The organism is Qipengyuania sp. NPDC077410, from assembly GCF_044543405.1.
GTDB classification, from domain to species: domain Bacteria; phylum Pseudomonadota; class Alphaproteobacteria; order Sphingomonadales; family Sphingomonadaceae; genus Qipengyuania; species Qipengyuania pacifica.
The window spans coordinates 257869-272637 of the sequence record NZ_JBITWB010000003.1 but is presented as its reverse complement, the minus strand read 5'-3'; the positions used below and the strand labels follow the sequence as shown (position 1 = coordinate 272637).

Sequence of the window (14769 nt, the reverse complement as noted above, 5' to 3'; positions counted from 1 at the left end):
TCAACGCTCGCTCCTCGCCATCTCAGGCCGCTGCGCGCGAACCCTGCGTTTCGAAATAGTCGATCATCATGGTGAGGACATGGCGCAAGGACCGCTCCTGCTCGTCGAGCCTGGCCTCGATAGCGACAAGACGCTGGCCGAGATCGTCCGGCACTTCGCCCGACGATTTGCTCTGTCCCAATTTCTCCACTTCGCGGCGCAGTGCCATCATGTGCTTGTCACGGTGCGCGAAGGCCGCTTCGATCGCTTCGATCTGGTGGTCGAGCAAGCCCTTGTTGCGGGTTTCCGCATCACCCTGTGCATCGGCGGCCGGACGCCGCGCTTCGTCCTTCACCTTGGCGATCGCGTCTGCAGCTGGGAGATCCCGGTCAGGACGCGGTTTCGCAGCTGCATCTTCGGCAGCCGCAGCGGCATCACCAGTCATCTCTTCGACGACTGCGTCGAGCATGTCCGTGTCCAGCACGGATTTCTCTTCGACGGCTCCGAGCAGAAGGAGGCGCGTCATGACCTGGTTTACCTTGCGCGGTATCCCACCCGTCGTCTTGTGCAGCCTTACCCAGATGCTGCCATCGAATTCCGGAGAACCCGTCCAGTCCACATGCTGAAGGCGATGCATCACATAAGGTTCGATTTCGCCGGGCTGCATCGGCTCGAGATGATGGGAGGCGATGACCCGCTGGCGTAACTGCTCCAGTTCATCCGACTGGGCCAGAAGCTGTTTGAACTCTGGCTGCCCAAGCAGCAATGTCTGAAGCAACGGATGTGAGCCCAGCTGAAAATTCGACAGCATGCGCAGCTCTTCGAGGGCGCCGATCGAGAGATTCTGGGCCTCGTCAACGATCAGCAGTACACGGCGGCCATTGCGTGCCTCTTCGTGGAGGAATAATTCGATCGCCGCCAGCGCAGCCGCCTTGTCACCGCCGGCGATGTCGAGACCGAAACTTCGCGCCGCAACGTGGATCATCTCGTCATCGTCCAGGGCGCTTGTCACGACTTCGCCAACGGTCATCCGTTCGGCATCGAGCTTCTGCTTCAGATGCGCGACAAGCGTGGACTTGCCCGAACCCACCTCTCCGGTGATGACGACGAAACCTTCGCCCTGATTGAGGCCGTAGCCAAGATAGCTCAGCGCTTTCTTGTGCGTGAGGCTCTCGAAATAGAAAGCCGGATCGGGCGTGAGCTGGAAGGGGCGCTCGCTGAAACCGTAGAACTCTTCGTACATGGCGCGCTGTCCTATCAGAAATCGTAACGCAGGCCGAGAAGGGCCGATGCAGTTGTGAAGTTATCGGGTGCAAGATCGCTGTCGAGCATCGAGATGGCGACGGCGGCACGTGCCGAAAGGTTGCGATATATCTCTTCGGTATAGCTTCCCGAGGCGCCGATGGCGCGCACGCTATCCGTTCCCAACGCACCGCTATCGAACCAGCTGGCGAAGGTGTTGATGGCGAAGGAAGCCCGCGAGCCCACTGGCCCGGACACGCCTGCAGTCACGTAATAGCTTTCGTCGACTACGCCATCCGCAAGCTCGAGCACGGTTCCCGGCGCACCGATAAACCTGCGGCGGTCGTATCCGGCCCCGATGCCGGCGGTCATCCGGCCGATTTGCCTGCTGTAACTTGCGACTACACCGCGTCCGCGAAAGACCGATGATCTCAGCGATCCGAACAGACCGTCAATGCACCCGTTACCGTCGACCGTGTTAACGCAGCCGGTCAGCTCGCCCGTGATCGGATCGCGGATCACACTGAAATCGGTCGGTAAGGCTGCGATCGCGTTGTTGAGACGTCCACCGAAGCCCTGAATACCGTCATATACGGCAATCTGCAGGTTGCTGCGGCGGTTCGGCTGCCAGCTAAAGCTGCCGTAGAATGTTTCACTGTCGTACCGATGCCCGAAATGCGCCTCGAGCTGGGTCCTGCTGCTGGGGCTCCAGACGACGCCGACATCCCAGATCAGCCCGCTTGCATCGTAAGCGATGACACGCGGGGCGGCGGGATCCGTGACGAAGCGTCCGTTTGTGTCGATCACCGGATTGCCATCCGCATCACGCAGGGCGTCCCGGCTCGACACCTCTACATCCTCGACACCGACCCCCGCCACGAAGGCCAGCGTCGGTGTGATCGGAACGGTCACATCGCCGCGTACATAAGCGTCGCGCACCCGCTGATCGAGGTTGGAAACATCCTCCTGATAGAAGCCGGCACCTACGCCAACGCCCACCGGAAAGGGACGGTATGGGCGCGTTCCGGCCCTCACCGTTGCACTGTGGGTGATGCTGTCGTCGAACAAGTCCGCCGGCGTTCCGCCTGCCGTCACGAAATCGGGACCATCCACGCGGGTATAGCCAATGCGGTAATTCGCGCTGATATCGACATCGCCGGCGCGTGTCTGAAGGTTGGGTCCGGCATAGACCGAATAGGTCTGGGTCGACAGATTGTCGTCCACGATAGGGTTGAACACCGAGCGCCCTTGAGCATCGACGCGCGTGCTGCTGGCCAGCGCACCTGCCTCGACGGTCAGCACCCGCGGAATGATCGAGGCGTAACCCCGGGCCAGACCCGTAATCGTATCCGAATCCGCGCCGTCGGACTGATGGGCGAAATTGCGCTCGTAACGCAGTGAAACGCTGCCGCCGTTGTTGCGGCCGTTAATCGTTGCATCAACGCCGGCCGCAAGCTGCGTATAGGTCACCACGTCGCTCACCGGCGAAATCTGCCAAGCGGCGATATTGTTGAATTCGATGTACGGATCGATGGACATGCGCCCGCGGCCATTCGAGGGGACTTCGCTTTCGTTCGCAGTCGTATCCTTGCCCGAGTAAGTCTGGGCTTGCAACGGCGCCGCAACCATCATCGCAAGGAGCAGCAGGCCACGCGCAAACCAGAACACCTTTTCGTTACAAGACATGGAGTTATTCCCCATATCCATAGTAACTTCCGAACTTGCGTCCGCTCGGGCTGAATGTCGCATCATTGAGCACCAGCTTGATGTCTGGACATGCCGACAGGAGATCGATGGCATCCTCAAGCGCAGCGCGGCTGCTCATGTCCGCGCGCGCGACGAGCAGCGCCTGGCCGACGTGCTTGGCAAGTTCGGCGGCAGGTGTGGCTGCCAATGTAGGCGGGCTGTCAAACACGATGATCCTGTTCGGGGCGCCGCGTGTCAGCCTGTTGAGGACGGACCAGGTGCGTTCACTGGCAAGATATTCGCTATCGCGGCCTGTGCGCTGGCCGGCAGGCAGCACCCAGAGCCCAGGAATATCGGTGCCGACGACGAAATCTTCGATGTGAGCCGCCGGATTGGCAAGAACGTCCATGAAGCCTTTGCCGGCGTCCAGGCCCAGCTTGTCCATGATCGACGGCTTGCCGAAATCGGCGTCGACGAGAAGCACTTCCAGATCGCGCTCGCCTGCCAGAGCGATGGCGAGATTGAGCGCACAGAAGGTCTTTCCCTCGTTGGGATGCGGCGAGCACACCAGCACCCGGCGCGCCTTAGGGCTTCCCTCCGCCTTCGCAGCCGACAGAACCTGACGCTTAACGATGCGAAATTCTTCGAGCAGCGTCGATGCGCCGCCGTCGGGATCGATCAGGCCGTTCTCCCGCAGCAGCGACCGCACCACTTCGTGTTTGGGACCGGTGAACTTTACGGCCGGAGTTTCCGACTCTGCAGGCGCTGCCACCGCCGGCGCAGCAACATCCACCGACTGCGCGGGCTCACCGATCCAGTCGGATGCACGCCGCTTGGGCGTCTCTGCAACACGCTTTGAGGCCGGCTCCGGCTTGCGCTTTGGTGCAAACTTCTTCGCCTGCTCCCCCTCAAGCTTGCTAGGCACGGCTGCCGGAACGAGAGCATCAAGACCGAATGCACCACTGGCGCGTTCGAACAGCGATGCGCTTTTGTCCTTACCCGCGTCTTCCTTGGGCGGTACGATATTCGTTGGCTTGTTCACTGACACGATCCCCTCAGGCCACCGATCCGACCTGGATCATCTCGACTGCCAGCAGCAGGAAGCAGACTGCCCCCAGCCCACCGGCGCCCGCCAGAAACTGTTTCAACCGCAATCTTTCGTGTCGCCGTGCGGCGTCGGTCATCGATCGGGAAATGGTCCCGATGACCGGCAGGTCCAGCGTGCGCTGCAATTTGTCGGATGTGGTGAAGCTCGACGTGAGCTGCCCCATGACGAAGGCGACGGCCGAACCGGCTCCGATGCCGAGGATCAGGACCACGAACAAGAGCAACGGGCGGTTCGGTGCCGCTGGCCTGCGCGGAGCTGTCGGCTGGTCGATGACTTCGAACTTGAACGCACTGCGCTCGGTTTCAACCTGACCACGAAGGCGCATTTCCTCTCGGTTTCTCAGCAGCTCATCATACTTGTCTTTGAGCACCTGATAATCGCGGCTGATGCGGTTGGCCTCGGCGGCAACGGCGGGCTCATCCGCCTGCGCTGCGATCAGCGCCGAAATATCCGATTGCAAGGCCGCCTTGCGTGCCTCCAGCGCCTGGACATTGGCTTGCCGTTCGGCACGAATGGACTGAAGCGATGTGTAGGCCGGGTTGGGCGAACCGCCGGTTCCGGCAGGCTCGTTTGCAGCCTGTTCACGCAGCGCTTCCACCTGACGCTTTTGCGACTGGATGTCGGGATGACTGTCCGTGAGGCCGCGCGCACGCATGGCGGCAAGCTGCGACTGCGCCTGAGCCAGCGCGTTACGGGCACCGCCACTATCGGCCGTCATGATGCTGCGCGGCGTGCTGGCAAGCTGCCCGTTGATGGCGGCAAGCGCGCTTTGCGCAGCAGCGATATCGGCATCCACACCTCGCATTTCGGTGCGCATGCCCTGCAGACGCCCCGCGACCGTTGCCGTGCCGCCCACCAGATCGGGGTTCTGCGCCTCGAACGTCAGACGGCGCTGCTCCGCCGATTCCAGTTCGGCCTTGCGATCGTTCAACTGCTCGTCGAGGAATGCGATCGTGCTCGCCACTTCACCGCGATTGCCGGCTACGTTCGATTCCCGAAAAATGTCGATGAGGCTCTGAACCACATCTTTGGCGAGCGCGGCATTTTCAGCATCGCTCAGGTTAGATTTGCCGATGGTGGCGGTAATTTCGAACAGATTGTCCTGCTCGCTTTTGACGACGATGCTTTCAGTCAGGCTCTTGACCGCGGCCTGCATCTCCGCATCCGTCACCACTTTCTCGCCCAGCTTCGTGGTGCGGATCACCCGTTCCAGATTGACCCCGCTTACCAGGGTCTGGCGAACCTTGGTGATGGCCTGCTTGCCATCGCCGGATATGTCGAGCTGTTCGGACAGGACATCTTCCAGTTCGACGTAGATCCGCGCCCTGCTTTCATAGCTGTTGGGGATGAATGCGATCGCCAGCCAGCCAAGGACGCAAATAACCCAGGCCACGCCGAGCGCGACCCAGCGGCGGTTCCAAACCGTATGCAGCGCGCTGCGGATCTCGTCGAAGACTTCCTGCATGCCCCGGCTGATCCTTAGAAGGTGCTTTCGGGAATGATGATCACATCACCCGGCTGCAGGAGAACATTGGCCTTGCTGTCGCCGCGCTTCAAAAGATCGGTCAGGCGCAGCGCATATTCGCGCTGGTTTCCAACCTGCTTGTCGAAGCGGATCAGTTTCGCACGATTGCCGGCAGCGAATTCCGAAAGGCCGCCCACCGCGATCATCGCGTCGAGCACGGTCATGTTGGCCCGGTACGGCAGCGAAGCCGGTTTCTCCGTCGCGCCCACGATGCGGATCTGCTGGCTGAATGTACCGGCGAATTCATTGACGATGACCGACACCAGCGGATCTTCGATGTACTGGCTCAGCTGCAGGCGGATGTCCTCCTCCAGCATGGACGGCGTCTTGCCCACTGCCGGCATGTCTTTCACAAGCGGAATGGTAATTCGGCCGTCGGGGCGCACCTGAATTTTTTCGGCACCCAGTTCCGGATTGCGCCAGACGTGAATGGTCAACTCATCGAGCGGACCGATCACATATTCCTCGCCCGGACCTTCCTGCATGGCGACGAAGGTTGCCGGAGGAAGCTCGGTTTCAGGCCCGCTCGCGCAGCCGCCCAGAACAAGCGTAGCGGCAACGCATCCGGCTGTAAGCGAAGCAATTCGGGTTAAGCGCATTAATCATTTCCCTGGCATCGTCCTGGAAAGCATCGAACGAGTTGCGCGCCCGATACTCCCCGTTATGGAACAGCTAATGCCCGAAATAGGTGAACAGACTGTTAGCCATAGGCCGTCGAAACCGCAGATTTCACGGCGATTTTGCATTAGTCGGTTTTGATCAGACCAGCATCTCTATTGCAGGACCCTGTCCCAAAAAGGCACTGGGTGACGCACTGGCACCGTAAGCGCCCGCGCAGAACACCGCGATCAGATCTCCTACCTCGGCCCGTGGCAGGTGCGCCTTGTCCGCCAAACGGTCCAGCGGGGTGCACAGACACCCCACGACATTGGCTTCTTCCTCCGGCTGCACGTCGAACCGGCTGGCGATGGCCACCGGATAGTTTCGTCGTACTACCGTGCCGAAATTGCCGGAGGCTGCCAGCTGGTGATGAAGGCCGCCATCGGTGACGAGATAGGTCTCGCCGTAGCTCACCTTGCGGTCGACCACGCGAGTGAGATAAACTCCCGCCTCGCCAACAAGATAACGCCCGAGCTCAATAAAAAGTTCAGCATCCGCCAGAGTGTCCGGCAATGCGGCAAACTGCGCCTCGAGCGCCTGCCCCACCGCGTGGGCGTCGAGCGGTTCGTCACCTGGAAAATACGGAATGCCGAAACCGCCGCCCATGTTGAGCTTGGGCAATGGAACGTCTGCTTCCCGCGCAAGACGATCCGCGCAGTCGAGGACTTTGAACTGCATGTCTATTACCGCCTCGGCGGAAAGAGCCTGACTTCCGGTGAAGATATGCAATCCGCGAAAATTGGACCCCGCCTCTACAATCTTCCTGATCAGGGCTGGAACCCGATCGGCATCGACGCCGAACGGTTTCGCCCCGCCCCCCATCTTCATGCCCGAACCTTTAAGTTCGAAATCGGGGTTCACCCGAACCGCCAGCGATGGGGTCAAGCCCAGGCGTTCGGCGATGGCAATTGCGCGACCGGCTTCCGCCTCGCTTTCCAGATTTAATGTCACGCCAGCCATAATAGCGGCTTCCAGTTCGACATCGCGCTTGCCGGGACCGGCGAAACTCACGCGAGACAGATCGAAACCCGTCGCCCGAACCATTTCCAGTTCACCACCGGAGGCGATATCCAATCCATCGGCCAGGTTCGACACGAATGAAAGAAGTGGCGCAAAGCTATTTGCTTTTATGGCATAATTTATCTTCAATCGATCTGGCATCGCTTCGCGAAGATGGGCGAACCGCTGCTCTATCCGTGTCTGCGAATACACAAACAACGGGGTTCTGCCGGCTTGCTCGGCCCAATGGCTCACCGGCTTTCCACCAACGGCCAATTCACCGTCAATCGCCTGGAAACCAGGCGGAATGGGCCCCAGCGGCTTCATGCGCCGATCTCCGCAGCCAATGCTGTCCGGTCGATCTTGCCGTTGGGGTTTACCGGCATCTCGTCGCGCCAGTGAATGACATGCGGTTGCATGAAGTTGGGCAGTTCCTTTTTAAGCTCTTTCACGAGCGCTTCCTCGCTGTCGAGCGCAGTCGGCGTCGGCCTGACGATCAGATGGATGGCGTGCCCTAGCCGCTCGTCCCTGACTCCCAGAGCCACGGCTTCTGCGACCAATCCGGTCGCCAGCGCAGCACTTTCCAGCTCTTGCGGACTGATACGATTGCCCGAACTCTTGATCATGGCGTCACGCCGCCCGACAAAATAGAGAAATCCGTCCTCATCCCGCCGAACACGGTCGCCAGACCATACGGCCGTTCCGCCATATCTTGAGCCAGCGGGCGCGGGTTTGAAGCGTTCCACAGTCCGCGCCGCATCTTGCCAATATCCTTGCGCCACCAGTGGCCCGCAGTGCACCAGCTCGCCTTCCTCGTTAGCCGCGCAAATTTTGCCTTCGTCATCGACCACAAGGATTTCCGCGAAGGGTATCGCCTTGCCCATCGAGGTTGGATGCGTGTCCACCAGCTCCGGATCGAGATAGGTCGAGCGAAAAGCCTCGGTCAGGCCGTACATTGGAAACAGGCGTGCCTCCGGGAAGAGTGCGCGTAGCTCACGTACCAATTCGCGCGTCAGGGCCCCACCGGTATTGGTGAGCCTCCGGATCCCGGCGATTGCCTCGGCAGGCCATTCGATCTCGGTTAGCTGGACCCACAGTGGTGGGACAGCGGCAAGCGTCGTGACGCCATATTTTGCGCAGGCCTTGGCCACATCTCTGGGGAAGAGATAGTCGAGCGGAACCGCGCAAGCTCCGGCATACCATGTCGAAAGCAACTGGTTCTGGCCATAATCGAAGCTCAGAGGAAGGACTGCCAGCACGACGTCATCCGCTGCAACGCCAAGATAATTCGCCACACTGACGGCACCAAGCCACATATTCGCGTGGCTCAGCATCACGCCCTTGGGCTTGCCGGTGGAACCGCTTGTGTAAAGGATTGCCGCCAGTTCGTCGGGATCGTGGCGGGACGGGGGCAACTCGGCGCCTTCAGCCTCTGCCAACCCGAATATTTCGCTCTCATCAAGGGCCTCGCAGCCCGGCGGTAGATCTTCATCTTCCAGAGACATCAGGCGCGCCTTCGTGCCCATCAACATGGTCGAGCCGCTGTCGGCCAGAATATGCGCAACTTGCGCCCGTTTTAGCAGCGGGTTGATAGGCACATGCACCAGCCCCGCCCGCGCCGCTGCCAATGGCAGCAGGCAAGTCAGCTCGCCTTTCGCCGCCCAGCTTGCCACTCTATCGCCCTTGACCGCACGACTTGCCAGCCATCCGGCCAGAAGCGAGACACGTTTCCTCAACTCCTCAAAGGTAAGCGTGCGATCGCGCAGCACCAGCGCAGGTGCCTGTGCACTCCCGCGCTCGGCCAGTTGATCGAGCGGATAGGGCGTGGGATCAGGCATTAACGCTCCGAGGGAAAGCCGTTGGACATCGCAGTCAGCTATCACGACACGGTTACCAAACTGCAAGGCCTTGATCTGTCGGCCAGCAGCCCTTTCGACAGGCTCGAATGGTACGCCCTGCTTGAGCAACCCCTGTTCGCTTTGGCGGAACGGAGCGACGACCGGGTGGTGGTTCCGCTCCAGCGGCACGCAAATGGTCTTTCTTCGTTAACGAATTGGTTCAGCTTTACGTGGCGACCTATTGGAAAGTCGCAAGAATTAATTCGCGAATTAGCACGCGATCTACGGTCGCGAACGCATCGTGTCATACTCTCCCCTCTTCCCGATGAGGACGGCACGGCCGAACAGATGGAGCAAACTTTCCGGGAGGCGGGTTGGTTTGTGCTGCATGATCAATGCGATGAAAATCACGTCCTGCCCGTAGCTGGGCGAACATTTGCCGAATATTGGGCCGGACGCCCTGGCAAAATGCGCACCACGCTCAAACGCAAGGCGAAGAAGGTCGACGTCGATATCCTCACACAGTTCGACCAAACAGCCTGGGCCGCTTATAAGGCGATCTATTCGGAAAGCTGGAAACCGGAAGAAGAGCGGGCCGATATTCTCGAAGCTTTCGCAGCGGCTGAAGGCGCAGCCGGTCGCATCCGGCTGGGCATTGCGCGCGCGGACGGCGTCCCAGTCGCCGCGCAGTTCTGGACGGTCGAAAACGGCACGGCCTATATTCACAAGCTCGCGCACATTGAAGCCGCGACACCCTTATCGGCCGGCACGACGCTCAGTGCCGCTCTATTCGAATATGTCATCGATACCGACGGGGTCGAACTGGTCGATTTCGGGACGGGCAGCGATGCCTACAAACGCGATTGGATGGAACAGGTGCGACCCCGCTTCAGGCTCACCTGCCTCGACTGGCGCCAGCCGCGAGCCTGGCCTGCCATCGCCAAGGCGTTTGTACGCCACCTTGCACCGCACAATCGCCCCAGCTAAGGCCTTCGCCTCGAGTGGAAGGCCAACGACAGGGAACGCCGAAGCAATGATTGCCGAAACCGCACAAGCCGAGCCTACCGGGCCGAGCCGCAGCGATATCGACCAGACGCTCCGCGCGATCCTGCGCGATGTTCTCGGGCTCGATCAGGATCAGGTAGACAGCTTCACTGGAGACACAGGCCTGTTCGGTCATCTGCCGGAGCTCGATTCTATGGCGGTGGCCGGATTGCTGACCGAAATGGAAGACCGGCTCGACATTGTAATCGAGGATGACGATGTCGACGGAGAGATGCTGGAAAACTTCGGCGGCCTCCTTGCCTTTGCCGAAGCGAAGGTGATCGAGGGCTGACCTCCTCCATGTATTCAGTTTGGTCTTGCCCATTGCCCGATGGCGGCGTGGGTGAGGAAATGGTGCTTGGTTTCGACGAAGCGCGCGAAAAACGGATACTGGTAATCCCTCCCCTGTTCGAAGAAGCGAACAGATTGCGCCACCAAATCGTTGAAACAATGCGAAAACTCCATTCGCGCGGCGTAGACTGCTTTCTACCGGACCTGCCGGGATGGAACGAGAGTCTGGCGGACTTGGACAACCAGTCGCTCGCTCATTGGCGGGTCGGCATCGCCGCTGCGGTGGAGACTTTCTCGACGACCCACATTCTCGCCGTCCGGTCTGGTTGCTGGCTGGTGCCAAAGGAAGGTGGAGGCTGGCTGTATGCCCCACCGAACCCTCAACAGATCCTGCGCAACATGCTCCGGGCGCGCATCCTGAGCGCGCGGGAAGCCGGGCGGGAAGAGATTACGGAAGAACTCCGGAAAACCGGCCGGGAACGCGGAATCACACTTGCCGGGTGGCCGCTCGGCCCTGAATTGTTCGCAGAACTCGAAACCGAAGATTCCGCTGCTCCGCCGGGCTATTCAGTCGTCGACCAAGCGGATGTGGGCGGAACGCCGCTCTGGCTGCGCGCAGAAAACGATTTCGATCTCGCACAGGCCACAGCGCTTGCCTCCATCGTCGCAACAGACCCTAGCAAATGAAACGGCTCGCGTTCTCTTTCGAGTGCCAGGACGCGCGCTGCGGCGCGACACTCGACAGTGCGCCCGGAACGACCGGGCTGCTCCTCGTCAGCGGCGGCAATGAAGTTCGTGCAGGCGCATTCAATTCTCAAGCTCGCCTTGCTGCCGCCATCGCCCGTGCGGGTTTTCCGGTGTTTCGCTTCGACAGGCGAGGGATTGGGGACAGCGAGGGTCAAAACCGCGGATTTCGCAATTCACGCAAAGACATAGAAGCCGCTCTTCTTGCATTTCGTGCACTGGCACCGCAGGTCGAACGCGTCGTCGGGTTCGGGAATTGCGACGCGGCAAGCGCACTCATGCTAAATGCCGGCGCCGAATGTGATGCCCTCGTACTCAGCAATCCGTGGACGATCGAGAACGACGGCGACAACATACCGCCGCCTGCTGCAGTGCGTTCGCGCTATGTCGAAAAGCTGAAAAACCCCAAGGAACTGCTGCGCCTGGCGTCTGGCCAGGTCGATCTGAAGAAGCTCGCGCGCGGATTACGCCAGGCTTCGAAGAAACAAGCCGCGCCCTCTTCGCTTGCCGATCAGATGCGCGCGGGCATAGCGGGCTCCACGGGACCCGTTCATATCCTCCTGGCCGAGACCGACAGGACGGCCCAGTTGTTCGATGAACGATGGGACGCTGCGGACACGCGGATAAGGCGCTGCAAAGGTGCGGACCATGCCTATTCGACGCCGCAGGCAAGCGAGTGGCTGCGCGCGCAAATCCTCGAGGTTCTGCGCCGCTAGCGCGTGAAGTAACTGGTCAGTTCGACATGCGTCGACCAGCGGAATTGCCCGACTGGCCGCAGCTTCTCGAGCCGGAAGCCCGCATCAACCAGTACTCTGGCATCGCGCGACCAACTGACAGGGTTGCAACTGATGTATGCCACGCGCGTGGCCTCGCTCGCCGCAATCTGAACCACCTGCTCCCGCGCACCCGCCCGGGGAGGATCGAGAACCAATGCGCCGAACCGGCTCGCCTCTTCTGCCTGCAGCGGATTGCGAAACAAGTCACGATGAAGCGTGTGCACCGGTATCCGCCGCCCATTCGCAGCCGCCTTGCAGGCGAGATGCGCATCGCGCGCAGCCTCCACTGCCAGCACCTTCCGCGGCCCCGCCAAGGCAAAGGCGAACGTGCCGAGGCCTGAAAAAAGATCGGCCACGGTCGTTGCGCCATCGAGAAAGTCCAACGCATCGGCGACCAGTGCACGCTCGCCATCGACTGTGGGCTGGAGGAAGCTACCGTGAGGAAAGGGCACCGCAATGTCGCCCAGCCCAACGGTAAGCGGCTCGGGCTCCCAGCTTGTTTCCGGGCCAAACCCGCGGTCCACAGAAAGGCGAGCCAGGGAATTCTCACCCGCAAAGTCCAGCAGAGCTTCGGTCGCAGCCAGCCCATCGGCCTCGATACCCTTCAGCGTACAATCGACGCCCTGATCGACCAGCGTCAATTCCACGTCGACCGCTTGCCGGCCGCCATAACGACCGATCAGTCTTCTCAGCGGCTCGACCAGGGCGAAAAGCTCGGGCACGAGAATATGACATTCCTGCATGTTCACAATTCGGTGCGATCCGCTTTCGCGGAAACCCAGCACGGCGCCCTGCGCGGTCTTCAGCGCATGCAAGGTGGCGCGTCGGCGCGACCGTGGCGGCGACAGCTGCGTCGCAAGCACTTCACCAACGTCGAGATCCTGAGCCCTGGCGGCTCCGACGACGCGGTCTGTCACGAACTGCCGTAGCGCCTCTTCATCGACATGCTGTAATTGGCACCCACCGCAAACCGGGAAATGTCGGCACGGCGGGTCGGCGTGATGCGGGCCTGCCGTCAGTGTGCCATCTTCGCCCACGGTGTCGCCCGGAACGCCGCCGGAAATGTGCCTCCCCGACGCGGTGACGCCATCGCCGCGCGCAGCAATGCGGATGATTTCTTCGGTTTCACTCACAAGAAGGACGCCATGGCCGGTTTTACCGCGTGAGCAAGTTCCCCTGCAGAAAATGCCGGGGATGCAAGGCGCGCCGCTTCGTGATGCAGCCATACGCTCTCTTCGGCTGCACGCCGCGGATTACCATGGGTTGCGAGCCGCGAACTCAGGATCCCCGCCAGTACATCGCCGGACCCTGCCACGGATAGCCAGCTTGAGCCTCTAGGGAAAAATGACGTCATGCCGTCATGCGCAAGAACGGTGTCGGGCCCCTTTGCCAGCACGGTCAGGCCGGTGACATCCGCCAATGCGCGAGCCCGACCGAGTTTGCTTTCCGCCGTGACGCCAAACGTCTCGCAGAGTTTTGCCAGCTCTCCTGCGTGAGGCGTAACGCACAAGGTCTTGGCGTCGGCCATCGCCAGAAGTTCCGGGTCGAGAAGATGCAGCGCATCCGCATCCAGCACTGCCGGTTTTCCGCTTTCCAGAACCTTGGCCAGCCTTTCACGAGCCGCGTCGTCGCGGCCTAGTCCCGGTCCGATCAGCAACGCCGAAATCCGCCCGTCGGAAAGCACATCGGCGAGGCTGCCCTGCTCGATCACGAGTTCGGCCGGCGCATCGGGATGAGAATGATCGCTGAACAGCTTCACATAGCCCGCCCCCGCGCGCATGGCTGCCTCCGCGGCAAGCAGTGGCGCGCCGGGCATTTCCCCTGCCACGATGGCCAGCAGCCCGCGATTGTATTTATGGGCATCGGGCTTGGGCGAAGTTATCGTCGGCGCGGCGGAAACCGTCGATGAAACATCTTCGAACTCAAGCCCGATGGTAACCAGTCGCTTCTCGCCCATCGCTGGCACGGCCGGCATGAGAAAATGGGCTTGCTTCCACGCGCCGAGAGCCAGCGTCAGGTCATATCGAGGAAGCGGGCCAAGCACACGCGCAGCGTCACTCTGAACTGCACTCGGGACATCGATAGCTATTTTATAACAGGAGGATGCTGCCAGTTTCTCCAGTATTTTCGAGAACGGCTCCTCGACCTTTCTATCCAGGCCGTACCCGAACAGACAATCGACCGCCACGCCTGTGCGCAGAGCGCCATCAAGAGTGACCTTGCCCTGAAAGGCGGACCGCGCCCTGCGAGCGGTCTCGCTCTTCGGCTCTATGGGCGCAACCACGTCCACTTCGTACCCCGCCCGGCTCAACACGTCCGCGATCACGTAACCGTCACCGCCATTGTTGCCGGGTCCGCAAAGCATCGTGACCGGCCGCCCTGCAGCCATGCGCATGACCCATTGCGCTGCATTGGTCCCGGCACGCTGCATCAGCTCCCACTCGCTGGTCCCGCGATCCATTGCGGCTTTCTCCGCCTCGCGCATCTCGGCGACGGTGAGCACAGGCTCAGTCACGTACGGGCTGGCCCCAGCGATAGCGATCCTCTCCGATCGCAAGCACGACCGCGTCCCCTTCGCGCCAGCTTTCCGCCTTCTGTGCGCCGTCGAACTCGGCCAGGCCGGACACCGTTTCGGCGTGTGCGAGCCTGCGGAAACCGCCATCCGGGTGCCGCATGATGAGGTAGTTCGCACTGCCATCGCTTACTTCGACGAGACGGCATTCGCCGGTGAAGTCGGTTGCCCCACCCAGCGCGCAGGAAATCGTTGATCCACCTTCGCTCGCAATCTCGGGCGAAACCTCGCACGCTCCAAGACCGAGCGATGCAACCAGAAGAACCCAGAGGGATCGTTGCGGAAAAGTCATGCGTAGCCGCTGC

14 protein-coding genes are annotated in these 14769 nt (G+C 61.1%); 4 read left to right on the top strand and 10 right to left on the bottom strand.

Annotated elements, in window-relative coordinates; translation table 11 throughout:
* Nucleotides 1-22 precede the first annotated feature (22 nt).
* The 7 genes from ACIGGE_RS14910 to ACIGGE_RS14880 all read right to left on the bottom strand — a co-directional run bounded on the left by ACIGGE_RS14910 (nucleotide 23) and on the right by ACIGGE_RS14880 (nucleotide 9037).
* Nucleotides 23-1222, bottom strand: a complete 1200-nt coding sequence (locus ACIGGE_RS14910) for an XrtA/PEP-CTERM system-associated ATPase (RefSeq protein ID WP_221598335.1) — start codon at nucleotides 1220-1222, stop codon at nucleotides 23-25.
* Between the two features lie 14 nt (nucleotides 1223-1236).
* Nucleotides 1237-2907: a preprotein translocase subunit YajC gene (locus ACIGGE_RS14905; RefSeq protein WP_397490950.1), complete on the bottom strand. Its 1671-nt coding sequence runs from the start codon at nucleotides 2905-2907 to the stop codon at nucleotides 1237-1239.
* 4 nt (nucleotides 2908-2911) lie between these two features.
* The gene (locus ACIGGE_RS14900) at nucleotides 2912-3949 is read right to left on the bottom strand and encodes a capsular biosynthesis protein (protein ID WP_397490949.1); all 1038 of its coding nucleotides are present in this window, start codon (nucleotides 3947-3949) and stop codon (nucleotides 2912-2914) included.
* Between the two features lie 13 nt (nucleotides 3950-3962).
* Complete coding sequence (locus ACIGGE_RS14895) at nucleotides 3963-5480, bottom strand: XrtA system polysaccharide chain length determinant (RefSeq protein WP_397490948.1); 1518 nt, start codon at nucleotides 5478-5480, stop codon at nucleotides 3963-3965.
* 14 nt (nucleotides 5481-5494) lie between these two features.
* A complete protein-coding gene (locus ACIGGE_RS14890) occupies nucleotides 5495-6139 on the bottom strand; it encodes an XrtA/PEP-CTERM system exopolysaccharide export protein (protein WP_103023730.1) in 645 nt (214 codons plus the stop codon).
* A 160-nt stretch (nucleotides 6140-6299) separates the two neighbouring features.
* The gene (locus ACIGGE_RS14885; RefSeq protein ID WP_397490947.1) at nucleotides 6300-7526 is read right to left on the bottom strand and encodes a pyridoxal-dependent decarboxylase, exosortase A system-associated; all 1227 of its coding nucleotides are present in this window, start codon (nucleotides 7524-7526) and stop codon (nucleotides 6300-6302) included.
* Entirely contained in the window at nucleotides 7523-9037 is a 1515-nt protein-coding gene (locus ACIGGE_RS14880; RefSeq protein ID WP_397490946.1) for an acyl-CoA ligase (AMP-forming), exosortase A system-associated, read from the bottom strand. Before ACIGGE_RS14880 ends, ACIGGE_RS14885 begins: the two co-directional genes overlap by 4 nt.
* A 21-nt stretch (nucleotides 9038-9058) precedes the next feature.
* Here ACIGGE_RS14880 and ACIGGE_RS14875 point away from each other — a divergent pair, with 21 nt between their 5' ends.
* Genes ACIGGE_RS14875 through ACIGGE_RS14860 form a run of 4 tightly spaced genes read left to right on the top strand, consistent with a single transcriptional unit; the run spans nucleotide 9059 to nucleotide 11832 of the window.
* On the top strand, nucleotides 9059-10024 hold the full coding sequence (locus ACIGGE_RS14875; RefSeq protein ID WP_397490945.1) for a GNAT family N-acetyltransferase: 966 nt from the start codon (nucleotides 9059-9061) through the stop codon (nucleotides 10022-10024).
* Between the two features lie 46 nt (nucleotides 10025-10070).
* Nucleotides 10071-10373 carry an acyl carrier protein gene (locus ACIGGE_RS14870; protein ID WP_103023727.1) on the top strand — a complete coding sequence of 101 codons (303 nt, stop codon included), beginning with the start codon at nucleotides 10071-10073 and terminating at the stop codon, nucleotides 10371-10373.
* Nucleotides 10374-10381: 8 nt separating this feature from the next.
* Nucleotides 10382-11059: a hypothetical protein gene (locus tag ACIGGE_RS14865; protein ID WP_397490944.1), complete on the top strand. Its 678-nt coding sequence runs from the start codon at nucleotides 10382-10384 to the stop codon at nucleotides 11057-11059.
* Entirely contained in the window at nucleotides 11056-11832 is a 777-nt protein-coding gene (locus ACIGGE_RS14860; RefSeq protein ID WP_397490943.1) for a hydrolase 1, exosortase A system-associated, read from the top strand. The genes ACIGGE_RS14865 and ACIGGE_RS14860 overlap by 4 nt, the downstream gene beginning before the upstream one ends.
* On the opposite strand, the gene ACIGGE_RS14855 is transcribed toward ACIGGE_RS14860, so the two are convergent.
* The 3 genes from ACIGGE_RS14855 to ACIGGE_RS14845 are packed head-to-tail and all read right to left on the bottom strand — an operon-like array spanning nucleotide 11829 to nucleotide 14756.
* The gene (locus tag ACIGGE_RS14855) at nucleotides 11829-13025 is read right to left on the bottom strand and encodes a class I SAM-dependent RNA methyltransferase (protein WP_397490942.1); all 1197 of its coding nucleotides are present in this window, start codon (nucleotides 13023-13025) and stop codon (nucleotides 11829-11831) included. The two genes, ACIGGE_RS14860 and ACIGGE_RS14855, sit on opposite strands and share 4 nt — an antisense overlap.
* The gene (locus ACIGGE_RS14850; protein WP_397490941.1) at nucleotides 13022-14407 is read right to left on the bottom strand and encodes an NAD(P)H-hydrate dehydratase; all 1386 of its coding nucleotides are present in this window, start codon (nucleotides 14405-14407) and stop codon (nucleotides 13022-13024) included. The genes ACIGGE_RS14855 and ACIGGE_RS14850 overlap by 4 nt, the downstream gene beginning before the upstream one ends.
* The gene (locus ACIGGE_RS14845) at nucleotides 14400-14756 is read right to left on the bottom strand and encodes a hypothetical protein (RefSeq protein ID WP_397490940.1); all 357 of its coding nucleotides are present in this window, start codon (nucleotides 14754-14756) and stop codon (nucleotides 14400-14402) included. The genes ACIGGE_RS14850 and ACIGGE_RS14845 overlap by 8 nt, the downstream gene beginning before the upstream one ends.
* Nucleotides 14757-14769 lie beyond the last annotated feature (13 nt).